16 protein-coding genes and 2 tRNA genes are annotated in these 14,964 nt (G+C 62.2%); 1 reads left to right on the top strand and 17 read right to left on the bottom strand.

Annotated elements, in window-relative coordinates; all coding sequences use genetic code 11:
• Window positions 1–95: 95 nt before the first annotated feature.
• Window positions 96–956: a class I SAM-dependent methyltransferase gene (locus tag NLM15_RS24865; protein ID WP_254120077.1), complete on the bottom strand. Its 861-nt coding sequence runs from the start codon at window positions 954–956 to the stop codon at window positions 96–98.
• Between the two features lie 173 nt (window positions 957–1,129).
• On the bottom strand, window positions 1,130–1,321 hold the full coding sequence (locus NLM15_RS24870; protein ID WP_014494837.1) for a hypothetical protein: 192 nt from the start codon (window positions 1,319–1,321) through the stop codon (window positions 1,130–1,132).
• A gap of 280 nt (window positions 1,322–1,601) precedes the next feature.
• Here NLM15_RS24870 and NLM15_RS24875 point away from each other — a divergent pair.
• Window positions 1,602–1,678, top strand: a tRNA-Val gene (locus NLM15_RS24875).
• A 130-nt stretch (window positions 1,679–1,808) separates the two neighbouring features.
• Here the strand turns inward: NLM15_RS24875 and NLM15_RS24880 are convergent.
• The 15 genes from NLM15_RS24880 to NLM15_RS24950 all read right to left on the bottom strand — a co-directional run bounded on the left by NLM15_RS24880 (window position 1,809) and on the right by NLM15_RS24950 (window position 14,625).
• Window positions 1,809–2,213, bottom strand: a complete 405-nt coding sequence (locus NLM15_RS24880) for a GFA family protein (RefSeq protein WP_254120078.1) — start codon at window positions 2,211–2,213, stop codon at window positions 1,809–1,811.
• A 67-nt stretch (window positions 2,214–2,280) separates the two neighbouring features.
• Window positions 2,281–4,704, bottom strand: a complete 2,424-nt coding sequence (gene lon / locus NLM15_RS24885; protein WP_254120079.1) for an endopeptidase La — start codon at window positions 4,702–4,704, stop codon at window positions 2,281–2,283.
• Window positions 4,705–5,025: 321 nt separating this feature from the next.
• Window positions 5,026–6,297, bottom strand: coding sequence for an ATP-dependent Clp protease ATP-binding subunit ClpX (gene clpX, locus NLM15_RS24890; RefSeq protein ID WP_014494834.1), 1,272 nt, complete (start codon window positions 6,295–6,297; stop codon window positions 5,026–5,028).
• 449 nt (window positions 6,298–6,746) lie between these two features.
• The gene (locus tag NLM15_RS24895) at window positions 6,747–7,382 is read right to left on the bottom strand and encodes an ATP-dependent Clp protease proteolytic subunit (RefSeq protein ID WP_254120080.1); all 636 of its coding nucleotides are present in this window, start codon (window positions 7,380–7,382) and stop codon (window positions 6,747–6,749) included.
• A gap of 303 nt (window positions 7,383–7,685) precedes the next feature.
• Window positions 7,686–9,047, bottom strand: a complete 1,362-nt coding sequence (gene tig / locus NLM15_RS24900; RefSeq protein WP_254120081.1) for a trigger factor — start codon at window positions 9,045–9,047, stop codon at window positions 7,686–7,688.
• A 242-nt stretch (window positions 9,048–9,289) separates the two neighbouring features.
• Window positions 9,290–9,375: transfer RNA gene (locus NLM15_RS24905), tRNA-Leu, on the bottom strand.
• An 80-nt stretch (window positions 9,376–9,455) separates the two neighbouring features.
• The gene (locus NLM15_RS24910; protein ID WP_254120082.1) at window positions 9,456–10,523 is read right to left on the bottom strand and encodes a site-specific integrase; all 1,068 of its coding nucleotides are present in this window, start codon (window positions 10,521–10,523) and stop codon (window positions 9,456–9,458) included.
• Between the two features lie 35 nt (window positions 10,524–10,558).
• Complete coding sequence (locus NLM15_RS24915) at window positions 10,559–10,942, bottom strand: helix-turn-helix domain-containing protein (protein WP_254120083.1); 384 nt, start codon at window positions 10,940–10,942, stop codon at window positions 10,559–10,561.
• A 165-nt stretch (window positions 10,943–11,107) separates the two neighbouring features.
• Complete coding sequence (locus NLM15_RS24920; RefSeq protein ID WP_254120084.1) at window positions 11,108–11,422, bottom strand: hypothetical protein; 315 nt, start codon at window positions 11,420–11,422, stop codon at window positions 11,108–11,110.
• A gap of 389 nt (window positions 11,423–11,811) precedes the next feature.
• The gene (locus tag NLM15_RS24925) at window positions 11,812–12,003 is read right to left on the bottom strand and encodes a hypothetical protein (RefSeq protein ID WP_254120085.1); all 192 of its coding nucleotides are present in this window, start codon (window positions 12,001–12,003) and stop codon (window positions 11,812–11,814) included.
• A gap of 28 nt (window positions 12,004–12,031) precedes the next feature.
• Entirely contained in the window at window positions 12,032–13,072 is a 1,041-nt protein-coding gene (locus NLM15_RS24930) for a hypothetical protein (protein ID WP_254120086.1), read from the bottom strand.
• Between the two features lie 82 nt (window positions 13,073–13,154).
• Window positions 13,155–13,349: a hypothetical protein gene (locus NLM15_RS24935; RefSeq protein ID WP_254120087.1), complete on the bottom strand. Its 195-nt coding sequence runs from the start codon at window positions 13,347–13,349 to the stop codon at window positions 13,155–13,157.
• On the bottom strand, window positions 13,349–13,498 hold the full coding sequence (locus tag NLM15_RS24940; RefSeq protein ID WP_254120088.1) for a hypothetical protein: 150 nt from the start codon (window positions 13,496–13,498) through the stop codon (window positions 13,349–13,351). The genes NLM15_RS24935 and NLM15_RS24940 overlap by 1 nt, the downstream gene beginning before the upstream one ends.
• Window positions 13,499–13,501: 3 nt before the next feature.
• Window positions 13,502–13,795, bottom strand: coding sequence for a DUF6525 family protein (locus NLM15_RS24945; protein ID WP_254120089.1), 294 nt, complete (start codon window positions 13,793–13,795; stop codon window positions 13,502–13,504).
• A gap of 44 nt (window positions 13,796–13,839) precedes the next feature.
• Complete coding sequence (locus tag NLM15_RS24950) at window positions 13,840–14,625, bottom strand: hypothetical protein (protein WP_254120090.1); 786 nt, start codon at window positions 14,623–14,625, stop codon at window positions 13,840–13,842.
• Window positions 14,626–14,964: the final 339 nt, after the last annotated feature.

Here is a 14,964-nt window from a genome sequence, read left to right on the forward strand (position 1 = left end):
CGAGCGCAGCGAAGCAATCCAGACTGCCTCCGCGGAGATAGTCTGGATTGCTTCGTCGCTTCGCTCCTCGCAATGACGGCGTGGATAGAGCCGCGTTACGCCGCCTTCGCCGTCACGATCCAGATCGCGCCCTGGAGCGCCACGCTCTGTCCCTTCAGGAACGGCGTGAGCATCTCGCGGATCGAGGCCTTTGCGGCGGCGTACGTCTCCGGCGGATGGCCTTGCAGCGCGCGGCTGGCGGGGCCGATCTGGAGCGCGCCGTCGACGGCGGCATCGAGCCCTCCTCCAATGGCGACATCCATCGCGAGATTATGCGGCTCCATCGCCACATCGACGAAGCCAGCGCCTTTCAGGATGCGCATCACGCGCTCCTCTGAAGCAAACGCGAACGGGCCCGGCTCTTCCGGCCCGACCGGCGGCATTTTTGGCACGTGTTTGTAGACCGCCATCAGCGGCGCCATCATCCATGGATTTTCCTTCGGCTCACGCCAGCAGGCGAAGGCGAGCCGCCCGGTCGGCTTCAACGCGCGGCGGAGGTTGGAGAAGGACGCGATCGGGTCGGCGAAGAACATCACGCCAAAGCGCGAGGCCAGCAGGTCAAAGCTCGCCGGCTCGAACGGATGTACGGTTGCATCCGCCAGCACGAAATCGAGCGGCAGGCCTTTTGGCGCAAACGCGCGCGCCTGCGACAGCATCGGGTCGGAGACATCGAGGCCGAGCGCGAACCCGTTTGGCGCCACCGCCTTCGCGAATGCAAAGGCCGTCGCACCGGAGCCGCAGCCGACATCGATAACTCGCTCGCCCGGCTTCGGCCTGGCGCGGTCGATCAGGACATCGGCGATCGGCCCGAGCAAATTCTCCTGCGCCGCATGGCGATCGGCCCAGCGCTGCCCGCTCGGGCCGTTCCAATAGGCGATCTGGTCGGCATTCTCGGCGTGTCCGCTGGGCTGTTCCATGGATCCCCTCCGGCAGCTTGGTCGAAGGACCCGATGCCGAAAAGCAAGGACGCCGTCAACTGCGGCGGCCCGTTCGGTCCACCTGTCAGCGAGACGTTCTTGCGTTCACGCCGCATGACACGGCGTCGGAGGTTGACGGACGCAGAGGTTTCAACGACCTGCTCTACGCCGGATCATTCGGCCGCGAGCGAAACTCCGGTTCGCTTGGCGAGGACGCGCCGAAAGTCGGCTGCCAGCTCATCGTAATAGTTGGCAAGCTCCTCGTAGAAAGCCCGACCGGCCTCGTCAGGAGCCTCTTGAGCCGCTTTCATGCAGTGGGCGGCTTTCGACTCGTACCTTTCCAGCTTGATGCGAAGATCACTCATCACGGCGATACTCCACGCTGCCACAGGGAGCCCCAACGGTGGTTCGGATGGCGATCAAAAAGATGACCGAAAAAGGGCAATTTTGGACCCTTGGAGGGTGACTCTTGGGCGTCGGATGCCAAGCGCACGAGCCAGGACGGCCGCCAACGGCCGGTGGACCTTGGCCGACGCGCGGGTGGAGGCCTGTGACAATCATCACAAGGGCGGTCTTGCTCGAGCCCTGTTTGCGAGCGTTCGGGCCTTGCTCGAACACCCGCGGGAGGGCTAAAGAGGCGCCTTGGGGCGGTTAGCTCAGCTGGTTAGAGCATCTCGTTTACACCGAGAGGGTCCGCGGTTCGAATCCGTGACCGCCCACCAGCCTTCGCCTGCTTCGCAGGCTACGGCTTGGCAAGCCAGCCTCAGTGCTCATTGATGCGAAGCTGGCGAACGCTGCCACGCCGGAGCCCAACGGGCGAAGGTGGGCCTTTGGCAGCGAGCTCCGGCCCCCTCAATCCCCCGGCCTGCCCGGCAGCAGTGGCACCGCGTCGATCCACACCGCCGCCGACTGGCACCAGATCTGCCTGACGGGCCGCAATTTGTCGCGCTGGCGGATGCTGCCCCAGCGGATTCCCCAATCGCCGGCCTGATCGCCCTCGCCGTTCGTGAACAGCGGGGAGCCGCAGTCGGCGCAAAAGTGCTGGAAGCGCATCTGGCCGTTGTCGCCGCGCTTGCCGTAGACCTTGGGAGTGCCGCCGGTCAGCTTGACGTCGGCGCCGGAACACAGCGCGGTCACCCGGAACGGCGACCCCGTCAGTGCCTGGCAGTCGCGGCAATGGCAGACCGAGACCGCCTCCGGGTCGATCTCGGCTTCAAACGTGATCTTCCCGCAATGGCATTGCCCGTCGATCTGCATCGCCTTCGTCCCCACCCCAAACAAAAACGGCGCCCGAAGGCGCCGTTTTATCATGTTTCGCTGAACCTTAGTGAGCGGTCAGGCCGCCGGCGGCTTCGTCACCGTCCGGCTTCACCGTCACTTTGGTGTCCTCTTCCCAGACGATCGGCACCGGCTTCTTCACCAGCGCCTTGGCGACGACGTCGTCCAGACGCGACACCGGGATGATCTCCATGCCGCCCTTGATCGCATCGGAAATCTCCGTGAGATCCTTGGCGTTGTCCTCGGGGATCAGCACCGTCTTGATGCCGCCGCGGGCAGCAGCCAGCAGCTTCTCCTTCAGGCCGCCGATCGGCAGCACGCGGCCACGCAGCGTGATCTCGCCGGTCATCGCGACATCGTGGCGGACCGGGATGCCGGTCATCACCGAGATGATCGCGGTGGCCATCGCCACGCCCGCCGACGGACCGTCCTTCGGCGTCGCGCCTTCCGGCACGTGCACGTGGATGTCGCGCCGGTCGAACAGCGGCGGCTCGATGCCGTAGACGATCGCGCGCGAGCGGACGTAGGACGCCGCCGCCGAGATCGATTCCTTCATCACGTCGCGCAAATTGCCCGTGACCGTCATCTTGCCCTTGCCGGGCATCATGACGCCTTCGATGGTCAGGAGCTCGCCGCCGACATCGGTCCAGGCAAGGCCGGTGACGATGCCGACCTGCGGCTCGCTCTCGATCTCGCCGAAGCGGTATTTCGGCACGCCCAGAAGCTCTTCCAGAGTCTTCTCGGTGACCTTGACCGACTTCTTCTTGGAGATCATCAGCTCCTTCACCGCCTTGCGGGCGAGTGTGGAGAGCTCACGCTCCAGATTACGCACGCCCGCTTCGCGGGTGTAGCGGCGGATCAGAAGCAGCAACGCATCGTCGTCGATCGAGAACTCCTTGGAGTCCAGGCCGTGCTTGGACACCGCGGTCGGAATCAGATGCTTGCGCGCGATCTCGACCTTCTCGTTCTCGGTGTAGCCCGCGATCCGGATGATCTCCATGCGGTCCATCAACGGCCCCGGAATATTGAGCGTATTCGCGGTCGTGATGAACATCACGTTGGACAGATCGTAGTCGACCTCGAGATAGTGGTCGTTGAAGGTCCCGTTCTGCTCGGGGTCGAGGACCTCGAGCAAGGCCGAGGACGGATCGCCGCGGAAATCGGCACCCATCTTGTCGATCTCGTCCAGCAGGAACAGCGGATTGGACGACTTCGCCTTCCGCATCGACTGGATGATCTTGCCGGGCATCGAGCCGATATAGGTGCGGCGATGACCGCGGATCTCGGCCTCGTCGCGCACGCCGCCGAGCGAGACGCGCACGAACTCGCGCCCCGTCGCCTTCGCGATCGACTTGCCGAGCGAGGTCTTGCCGACGCCGGGAGGCCCGACGAGGCACAGGATCGGGCCCGTCAGCTTGTTGGCGCGCGACTGCACCGCGAGATACTCGACGATACGTTCCTTGACCTTCTCGAGGCCGTAGTGATCGGAGTCCAGGATGGCTTGCGCCGATTCCAGATCCTTCTTCACCTTGGACTTCTTGTTCCACGGGATCGACAGCAACCAATCCAGATAGTTGCGCACGACGGTCGCTTCCGCGGACATCGGCGACATCTGGCGCAGCTTCTTCAATTCATGCTGCGCCTTTTCGCGCGCTTCCTTGGAGAGCTTGGTCTTGGAGATCTTCTCTTCGAGATCGGCGAGCTCGTCGCGACCGTCGTCGTCGCCGAGCTCCTTCTGGATCGCCTTCATCTGCTCGTTGAGATAGTACTCGCGCTGGGTCTTCTCCATCTGGCGCTTGACGCGCGAGCGGATGCGCTTCTCGACCTGGAGCACCGAGATCTCGCTCTCCATCAGGCCCAGCACCTTCTCGAGGCGCGTGGTGACGGACAGCGTCTCCAGGATACCCTGGCGATCCGCGATCTTGACGGCGAGATGCGAGGCAACGGTGTCGGCGAGCTTGGCGAAATCGGTGATCGCCTGCACGACGCCGACGACCTCGGCCGAGATCTTCTTGTTGAGCTTCACATAGCTCTCGAAATCGGACACGACCGAGCGCGACAGCGCTTCGGCCTCGACCGATTTCGCATCGGTGTCGGCGAGCGCAACCGCGGTTGCTTCATAGTACTCGCTGCGATCGGTGTATTTCTGCACACGTGCCCGCTCGAGCCCTTCGACCAGCACCTTCACGGTGCCGTCGGGAAGCTTCAAGAGCTGGAGCACGCTGGCAAGCGTACCGGTCTCGTAAATGGCATCGGGCGCCGGATCATCGTCGGACGCGTTCTTCTGCGTTGCGAGCATGATCAGCGCGTCGTTCTTCATCACCTCTTCGAGCGCGCGGATCGACTTCTCGCGGCCGACGAAGAGCGGAACGATCATGTGCGGGAAGACGACGATGTCGCGCAGCGGCAGCACGGGATAGGCGTGCGTTTCGCCATGAACGATGGTTGGCCGGGGTTTTGGATTAGTCATGGCCTTTTCCTTTTGCTTTGCCCCCCTGCACGCAGCCCGCCATGCTCATGCGCAACCGCCACAAGGTGCCGAGGTGATCCGCAGACCGGTCGGCCCAGGATAGACCTTGACCGGCTTGTGGATCGGAACTGAGGCGAATCTTGAACAGAATTCTCGCTCGCCGCCGACATTAGGTGGCTATCGACCCGGGGGGTGTCAAGTCATTGAAAGACGCGCGCCATCAGGCGCTTACGCACGCGTATAAGCGACGCAACACCGGCTGCGGAGGTACTTTCCGCAGCCCAAACTAATGGGACGATTGGAGCGTTCCAGCGCCGCAAATCAGGCGCTGGCGTTCTCGACGGCGCGATCGGACCGATCGGCGTAGATGTAGAGCGGACGCGCCGTACCTTCTACGACTTCGCGTGAAATCACGACTTCTTCCACACCTTCGAGACCCGGCAGATCGAACATGGTCTCGAGCAGGATCGCCTCGAGGATCGAACGCAGACCACGCGCGCCGGTCTTGCGCTCGATCGCCTTGCGGGCAACCGCGCCAAGCGCCTCGTCGGCGAAGGTCAGCTCGATGTTCTCCATCTCGAACAGCCGCTGGTACTGTTTCACCAGCGCGTTCTTCGGCTCGGTGAGGATCTTCTTCAGCGAGGTCTCGTCCAGATCCTCGAGCGTCGCCACGACCGGCAGACGGCCGACGAATTCGGGGATGAGACCGTACTTCAGCAGGTCCTCAGGCTCGACGTGACGGAAGATCTCGCCGGTACGGCGATCCTCCGGCGCGAGCACCTGGGCGGCGAAGCCGATCGAGGTCGACCGGCCGCGCGCCGAGATGATCTTCTCGAGGCCGGCGAACGCACCGCCGCAGATGAACAGGATGTTGGTGGTATCCACCTGCAGGAATTCCTGCTGCGGATGCTTGCGGCCGCCCTGCGGCGGGACCGAAGCCACCGTGCCTTCCATGATCTTCAGCAGCGCCTGCTGCACGCCCTCACCCGACACGTCGCGCGTGATCGAGGGATTATCGGACTTGCGGCTGATCTTGTCGATTTCGTCGATGTAGACGATGCCGCGCTGGGCGCGCTCGACATTGTAGTCGGCGGCCTGGAGCAGCTTCAGGATGATGTTCTCGACGTCCTCGCCGACATAGCCGGCTTCGGTCAGCGTCGTCGCATCGGCCATCGTGAACGGAACGTCCAGGATGCGGGCGAGCGTCTGCGCGAGCAGCGTCTTGCCCGAACCGGTCGGACCGATCAGCAGGATGTTCGACTTCGCGAGCTCGACGTCGTTGTGCTTGGTCTGGTGGTTGAGGCGCTTGTAGTGGTTGTGCACCGCGACCGACAGGACCTTCTTCGCATGGCTCTGGCCGATGACGTAATCGTCCAGGACCTTGCAGATTTCCTTCGGCGTCGGAATGCCGTCGCGCGACTTCACGAGCGAGGATTTGTTCTCCTCGCGGATGATGTCCATGCAGAGCTCAACGCACTCGTCGCAAATGAAGACCGTGGGACCCGCGATCAGTTTGCGGACTTCGTGCTGGCTCTTGCCGCAGAACGAGCAATACAGCGTGTTCTTGGAGTCGCTCGTGCCGACCTTACTCATTCATGTCTCCGTCCGCGGTTCGATCCCGCTCCGCTCGATCGCTCCATTCCGACACGAGGGCCGGTATGAAGTTCAAATAGAGCAAATTCCGTACCAAAAAAGACCCTACGCGCTACATACCCGTGCGAATCACGGTCACTCGATTCTCCGCGATCATAGCCGATCATGCGTAGCCAACCATGCTGTCACCCGACTATCAAGAATTCGCTAATCGAGGCGGCGCCGGCTACCCGTGACAATACCGTGATTTCACGTCTTGGCACGGGAGAAGTGATCGAAATCGCGATTGCGTGGCTGGATTGCCACGAAAAACAGGCACGAAAGCGGAACTTTCTGCCTGTCGCAGGGCGCAAAACAGTTTTTTGCGCCGCACGAATGCGTCCTTAACGTGAACGCTGCCCTGACGATCCCCTGCAATGCCGGGGATCGCTGTTGCGATCCCGGTAATGCTACGGGGTCTTCGCCGCTGCCGCCTCTTCGGCGCGCTTGTCGATGACCTTGTCGACCAGGCCAAACTCCTTGGCGTCGTTCGCGGTCAGGAACTTGTCGCGTTCCAGCGCGTCCTCGATCGTCTTGTAGGTCTGGCCGGTGTGCTTCACGTAGATCTCGTTGAGCCGCTTCTTCAGGTTCAGGATTTCCTGGGCGTGCAGCATGATGTCGGTGGCCTGGCCCTGGAAGCCGCCGGAGGGCTGATGCACCATGATGCGCGCGTTCGGCAGCGAGAAGCGCATGTCCTTCTCACCGGCGCAAAGCAGCAGCGAGCCCATCGAGGCGGCCTGCCCCGTGCACAGCGTCGAGACCGGCGGACGGATGAACTGCATGGTGTCGTAGATCGCGAGGCCCGACGTCACCACGCCGCCCGGCGAGTTGATGTACATCGAGATTTCCTTCTTCGGATTTTCCGCCTCAAGGAACAACAGCTGCGCGACGATCAGCGTCGACATGCCGTCTTCGACCGGGCCGGTCACGAAGATGATGCGCTCTTTCAACAGGCGCGAGAAGATGTCGTAGGCGCGCTCGCCACGGTTGGTCTGCTCGACCACCATGGGCACGAGGTTCATGTAGGTTTCAACCGGATCGCGCATGAGTCACCTAAGGTTTTAGGAGGCGGACATCGCCAGTCCTGGCTGCCAGTTTGGCTGGATTTGCCGGAAGGCCGATGGACGCCCGTGATGCAGGAAGTTGGTAGAGGTAGAACGCTCGGTAGACGACTTGGGTACAGGGCGTACCGACAGATATAGCCCAAATCGCGCCAGACAAGTGCGGAGCGAATTAAGGCTTAATCCACGGGGCACTTGAAGCTGATTCTCGCAAAGAGGCCCAGCCAACCACATGGCTAGCCGGGCCCCTTCGCTGATCATCCTTAATAGAAGGCTTTCTCAAAGCTCTCAGGCGGCGGTCTTGTCCGCCTCGTCGTCCTTGTAGAGATCCTCGCGCGAGACCTTCTTCTCGGTCACGTTGGCGAGCTCGAGGATGAAGTCGACGACCTTGTCCTCATAGATCGGTGCACGAAGCTGGGCCAGCGCGTTGGCGTTGTTGCGATAATAGTCCCACACTTCCTTCTCGCGGCCGGGCATCGAGCGCGCGCGCTCGATCACGGCGCGGCCGACCTCGTCGTCGGTCACGGTGATCTTGTTCTTCTCGCCGATCTCGGAGAGCACGAGACCGAGCCGCACGCGGCGGTCGGCGATCTTGCGGTACTCTTCCTTGGCGGCGTCTTCAGTGGTGTCCTCGTCGGCAAAGGTCTTGCCGGCGGAGTCCATCTCGGCCTTGACCGAGTTCCACATCAGATTGAACTCCTCGTCGACGAGCGACGGCGGCGCTTCGAAGCGATGCGCCTCGTCGAGGCGGTCGAGCAGCGCGCGCTTGACGCGCTGGCGCGTCGCGCCGGCAAACTCGGCAGCCAGACGCTCGCGCGCGGCTTCCTTCAGCTTGTCCAGCGATTCGAGGCCGAGCGTCTTGGCGAACTCGTCGTCGATCGCGACGTCCTGCGGCGCCTCGATCGAGGTCGCGGTGGTCTCGAACTCGGCCGGCTGGCCGGCGAGCTTGTCGTTCATGTAGTTCTTGGGGAACGCCGCCTTGAGCGTGCGCGTCTCGCCCGCGCCGATGCCGGTGAGCTGCTCCTCGAAGCCGGGGATGAAGGTGTTGGAGCCGATCACGACCTGGATCCCTTCGCCGGTGCCGCCCTCGAAGACTTCGCCGTTGATGGTGCCCTTGAAGTTGATGGTGACGCGGTCGCCGGATTCGGCCTTGGCGCCCTCGGCCTTCGCGGCGTAGCCGCGGTTGGTGTCGGCGATGCGCTTGATGGCCTCGTCGACGTCGGTGTCGGACACGTCGGCAACGGGCTTCTCGACCTGGAAGCTCTTGAAGTCGGCGAGCGCGATCGCGGGCACCACCTCGATCGCGACCGTGTAGGTCAGATCGGTCTTGCCGTTGAGCAGCTCCTCGACCTCGGCCTGCTCGCTCGGCATGGTGATCTTCGGCTCGGTCGCGAGCTTGAAACCGCGCTCGGTGAACAGCTGCGTGTTGGTGTCGCGAATGGTCTGGTCGATGGTCTCGGCCATCACCGAGCGGCCGTAGACCTTCTTCAGATGAGCGACCGGCACCTTGCCGGGGCGAAAGCCGTTGATGCGGACCTTGTCCTTGAGGTCGACGAGCTTGGCGCCGGCCTTGGAGTCGAGATCAGACGCGGGAACGCTGATCTTGAACTCGTGCTTCAAACCTTCCGAGAGGGTTTCTGTGACCTGCATGGCGTCCAATCTTCTTCTCGTTCGGTCCCGGCACATTGCGCGTCGGGACGCTGTCATTAATCGATCCGGCGCGAGGCAAACGCCTCAACGCCGGCGGTTCATCGAGCCCGGCTCCGGACGGAAAAACATCCGCGCGGAGCGAAGCCCCAAAGTAATCCGTGCAAACGCTGAAAGCGCTTGGTGCGGGCGGAGGGACTCGAACCCCCACAACTTTCGTCACCGGAACCTAAATCTACCGGGCATGGTGCGGGCGGAGGGACTTGAACCCCCATTTCCGTAAGGAAAACAGGACCTAAACCTGCCGCGTCTGCCATTTCGCCACGCCCGCGATTGTCACCTCCAGTGCCAAATTGACACCTGTTTGGCACCCGTTTTGTCACCCGGTTAGGCGACAGTGGATGCCCTCTACTATCCCTCGGCCGCGTTGTCTACGACAAGCCCGATTTGGGGCTTTTTGGCCGGGGCGAAGCCGCCCCCGTTGAGGGCCTTGAAGGCGACCTCGAAGGCGGCGCTGTCCTCGAACACGGCGTAGCGCTCGGTCATCTTGATGTCGCTGTGGCCCATCAGCTTCTTCAGGACCGACAGGGGCACCCCGTTCATGACCATGCGGGAGCCGTAGGTGTGCCGGGTGCAATAGACCACGGCGTCCTCGACCTGCGGGAGCTGGGCGCGGGTGCGCTCCCAGAGCCAGCGCATGTGGGGCTTCGTCAGGTCCGTGAACGGGCCCGGCTGGTTGCCCTTGCGCTTCCTGAGGGACGCGATGATGTCCTGCGCCCGGTTGGACAGCGGCACCGCCCGGAACGAGCCGTTCTTGGTGTCCCAGAAGATGGCACGGTCCTTGTGGATGTCCTCCCACTTCAATACCTGGCCCTCGGTGTAGGTGCGGGCCCCGGTGTCGATCAGGAACTGGAAGAAGTCGCTCTCGTGATACCTCTCCCAGATAGTCCAGAGGGACAGGATCGCAAGCTCCTCCTCGTGCGAGAAGAAACGGAAGCGGCCCTTGTTCTCCTTGAACTTCGGGAAGGTCGGGACCGCTGGCAGCTTGTGCTTCACCCGCTCCATCATGACCCGGATCGCGGACTTGTAGCGGTTGACCGTCGAGCCCTCGACCTCGCGCTCGTTGATCAGGTACTGGAGGAACTCGTCGATGTTGTCCTGCGAGAACGCCTCGACGATGCCCATGTCCTTGCCGCACCAGTTGACGAAGGTCGAGGCGTTCAGCTCGCACTTCGAGCTGTCCTTGCCCTTCGACCAGTGGAGCGTCGCAGTCTCACGCAGCAGGTTGCCGAGCGAGCCAGCGTCCGAGCCGCCGATCTTCTTCTCGGCCTCGGGGATGGCCTTGCCCAGCTTCAGAGCGGCGCGGGCTTGCAATTCCCACGCTTCGCCCTCGGCCTGCGTATCGTGCATTTTGGTGTGACGCTTGCCGTCCACCATGAACTTCGTAATGAACTTGTTGCCCTTGGGGTAGGTCGCCATGGCACTAGCCTCTAATTGAACGGGTAGTCAGTAGCTCAGCGATTGGTCATCAGGTTGCGGACGCTGGCGTACATCTTCTTGCCCGCGCCGATCAGCTTCTGACCCTTCGAGCGGAAGTCGCCGGGGATCGGATCGATGCTTATAACGTTGAGCCCCTCGCGACCCTGATGCCCACGGTCGGACATTAGAGCGCAGATGCGCGAGACGGTGCCGTCAGCCAGATCGGTGGCCTTCGACAGTTCCTTCTGAGTGATGCCCGGCTTCGCGCCAGCGTGCAGCAGGACCAGCATCTGGTTGGCGGTGATGTCTGGGCTGATCTTTCTGAACTCGTTGATGATCAGCGTCAGCGTCTCCACCCACTTCGCATCTTCGATGCTGCTGTTATCGTTGGTCACGGCCGAAGCCCCCTTCGCGGTCATTTCTTAGGTCTCCTCTGCTTCGTTGATAGTCGCTTACGTTAGACACTCTACGATAAGCGACAGTCTCGGTCAAGCGGGAGTTCCTAGCCTTGGTTAAAAGAAAGGGGACCAACCGGGTCCCCCTCTCTTCAATCATATTCCATCTAGGGATCGAACGTTCCCCTCTTATGGGTTCAGCGGATAGAATTGCTGCATCAATTCCACAGGAAACGACTTCGACACCGTGAAGCCCATCCGCTGAAACGCTGCCGGTGCCGTGCACCACTTCCACAAGATGCCGCGCGTGTCGGCGATGGTGATGATCTGCTCCTCGTCGGCGAAGAGGGTGGCGATGGGATCGCTCAACATCTCCAGCGCTGCCTCCTCCCTCGTCGCCCACCACCCGGCGACCGTCTCGTATCCGGCCGGGACATCCGGCGAGATCAGTTCATCCGGCTCAACCTCAGTCGGAAGCGCAACAACCCCAAACAACTCTCTCATAGCCCAGTTACCGCCATTCTCAGGGGTGAAGCCGCCAAGCCCCCCTTTATTCTTGATCGTGGCTGGGCAGTGTTTCTGACCAGCAACACAGTGGATAGTCCTACGATTGGAAGGTGACAACACCGTGGATATACGGATGTGACCGCATGCCGCTTGGGTGTTGCCTGTAAGCCTCACGTAAGGTTCTCCCCGACTTCTGGATGAGAACCTAACGTGAACAAGATTTCGGGTCAAGCGAAGATTCGCAAAACCAGAAGATTAGCTGTGGGCCATCCTGAGGAGCACCATAGCCGCCCGCACGTAGCGAGACCCGCGAGGCTGGCGCTCGATGATGGCCTGTAACTCCCATGCAGGTGCCCGGCCGAGCAAGGTCAGTGCCTGTTCATAGCTCATTGGCGCACGAAGCCCTTGTGGAGGATGCCGATGTGCGACCAGAGCGAAACCACGAAGCCCTGATCGACCGAGCCGTCCCTGTTGAAGACGAAGTGGGGCTCGACCTTGAACCGCAGTGCCCTGCCCTCGCACGCCTTGCGACCCGCTCTGCGGGCCGACTTGGGGCTGATGAAAACGCGACGTGTCATACGTAGACTTTCTATGTTCTGAAGGTGATCAGACAGCAAGACGCGCGGACGAATGGCGCCAGCGAGACGGTGCAGTGCCGGAGGCATCGCCGCACAGCGGATCGGTGCACGCCACGGTGCCGTCATCGCGCACCATGAAGTTGCCCGCGTGGAGATCGAGGTCGGAGCGGAAGGCGAGCTTGAACTGGATCGCGAAACGCAGCGAGCCAGGCTGCATGTCGTCGGCCGCGAGAGCGTCGTGCTCGCTTCCAACCCTGCCGTACATGCCTGCCGTGAGGTGGCCGAACAGCCGGGAGGCGCGCTGCTCGCCATAGGGCAGCTCGCTGACGGTGGACTTCATGCGCTCGACCACAGCCACGTAGAACTCGTCCGAGGTGCCCTCGTTGAAGCGGCGGAAGCTGTAGACCATGGGCGCGTTCTTCCCCATGTGGTTGTTCTTCGCTGCCCAGATCACGTAGTCGAGCCAGCTATCGGGCTTGCGGTTGACCTTGATCACGCGCTTGCTGTTGCCCTTGGCGAGCACCGTGGAGTAGGCCCCTGCCCCGAGCACGCGATAGCCGCGCTTGATCAGACGGCCGACGAACTCCTCGCCCGTCTCCCACGTGACACTTTTCGCCCTGGCCCTCGGTGTGGGCTTCGGTGCATCGAGCGGCGGCATGCGAACCGGGTTGCGAATGATCACATCGGGATTGATCCCGGCCATCTTCGCCATGTTGCCCATCGCCAGACGCACGTCGCCGACGTTGTAGGCCATCATCATCCGCATAGCCTTCTCCTCGGCCCTGCGGCGGTCACTGAAGCGCGGGAAGCGTTCGGCGCGAGGCATGCGGACCAGCTCGACCTCGCACGTGCGATGGCGAAACATCGACGGCATGCGGTTCGGGTTGAAGTGTTGGGCCACGCGCATCTCATCGGGCATGCGCAGCACGTAGCGGCGCTGGTGATCCCAAGCGCGGCAGATGGAGCGCATGCGACGGCGGATGAAGTCGAGATCGCGCTGCGCGACATCGTGAATGCTGGTAGCGCCAGACATGACGGTCTCGGCGAGCGGATCATAGCGAAGATGCATTTCGATAGCCTCAGGTGGAGATGACAGGGAGCACGCAGAACACACTGGAGGGGCAGCGCTGTGCCCCTCGGATGTGGTCTCGCTACTCGCCACGCAGGCGGCAGAGGTTCGCAGCAGCGCGCCACGCAGCGCGCTCCTCGGTGTAGTGTCCCAGCTCTTCAGAGGGACGGCGGAACGCCTTAGGCGTGATGATCACGTAGCCCTCGACGGCTTCGCGCCATGCGACCTTCCAGCCCTTGCCGGTGGCGTAGTCGATCCATTCTTGCCAGCTCTGCATCAGTGCCCCCGAGCCATGAGGGCGACGGCAGCGCCTGCGACCATGAACGCGACAGCGAGCGCGACACTGACGATGCTTTCGAGGTTGGCGACGCGGCGCGGCTTGGGTGCACGCTTGGTGCTGATGCGCTCGAATGACATTGCGACCATTGCTCAGACCCCCAGCCCGCGCTGGCCCGGCATGATGCCGCTGGTCTCGGTGGCAGTCTTGAAGTGCACCTTGGCGTCGTTCTCGCGAATGGCGCGGATCATGTCCTCGCTGTTGCGCAGGCCGGGCAGCTTGCGACGCTTCCACGCGGTGTAGAGTTGTTCGCCCGACCAGTTGTGATCGGCCTCAGCGAGGGCCCTGCGGACAGCCTTCGGAAGCTTGTCGAAGGTGTGCATGCAGCCGCTGGTCAGGCCGACGCCTGCCGTGTTGGTGTTTGCGTTGTTCTTACGGAATGCCATTAGTGCCTCTCTACGATTGGTTTCTGTCTACGTTTGGAAGGTGATCAGTCACGAATAAAGCCGGAGGTGTCCCGCTTCGCGTTGCCCTTGGCGTAGAGGGCAATCACGTGGTTGCGCGGATCGAGGAAGCGAAGGTCGCTTTCGTCGCCATTGAAGACGGGGAAGCCCATGAAGCCCTCAGCCTCAACGCGGGCGACGGTGGCTTGCGAGCGGAAGACAGCAGCGACGTTCAAGCCATTCGCGAGGGCGGCAGCAGCGGCCTTGTCATTGCCATCGGCGAGCGAGAAGGTCAGCGCGTAGTTCGCAGGCACGTTCTTGCGGTTGGCGATCTTCGTGTAGTCATAGAACTGCACGTCAGGGAACATCGCCATCAGGTTGGCATGGTCGCCAGCAGGCACGCTTTCCCAGCGAATGTCAGACGTTCCGTTGAGGCGGAAGACAGGCACGTAGCCCTTGGCCTTGGCGACGCGGATCGCCTTGGCAATGTCAGCCGCCAGCACGGACATGAAGTTTGCCCGGTCAGTGAAGAACAGCTTGGTTTTGCGGATGCGAGCGGACTGGATCGCGTTGCGCTTGCCAGCAGCAACGTCTTCAGCGGTCAGGATACCGAGACCAGCAGCGATGCCGCCGCGACCAGCAGTGTTGAGGCATGCGGCCTTGCAGCCAGCAGTGGCCATCGGACAGGTGTTGAAGCCCGACAGCGCGGCCGGTGACAGGTGCAGAATGAACGTCCAATAACCCGCGCCCCTGCCCTTATTGATCTTGGGGTTGCTCGGCGACAACAGACGGAAGTTGTTCGAGACGGGATAGCTGGCAGCAAGCTTGGACATTGTAGAGCCTCTACGTTTGGCAGGTGATAGGGCGACAACAGCGCCGCCCCGGTGCCAACAGACATAGTCAATCTATGATCATAGATCAACTATTATTTTCTAGGTTCTACGATTATTTTGTAAACCGCTGTGATCGCACGACTATTTGCGCCCCCGCTCGAGAGTTGATAGGCGTGCAGCCATGTCAGACAGGGCAAAACAACTGATTGGAGTGGTCGCGGTGGCGCTATGCGTCGCGGCGCTGATAGCGTGGAATGATGCGAAGGTGCGAGCGGACGGCGGACGCTATGACGCTGGCGGGATATGGCGCGGCCGGTGAGACTGCACACGCGCGGCCGG

It is taken from the genome of Bradyrhizobium sp. CCGB20, from assembly GCF_024199855.1.
Lineage (GTDB): Bacteria > Pseudomonadota > Alphaproteobacteria > Rhizobiales > Xanthobacteraceae > Bradyrhizobium.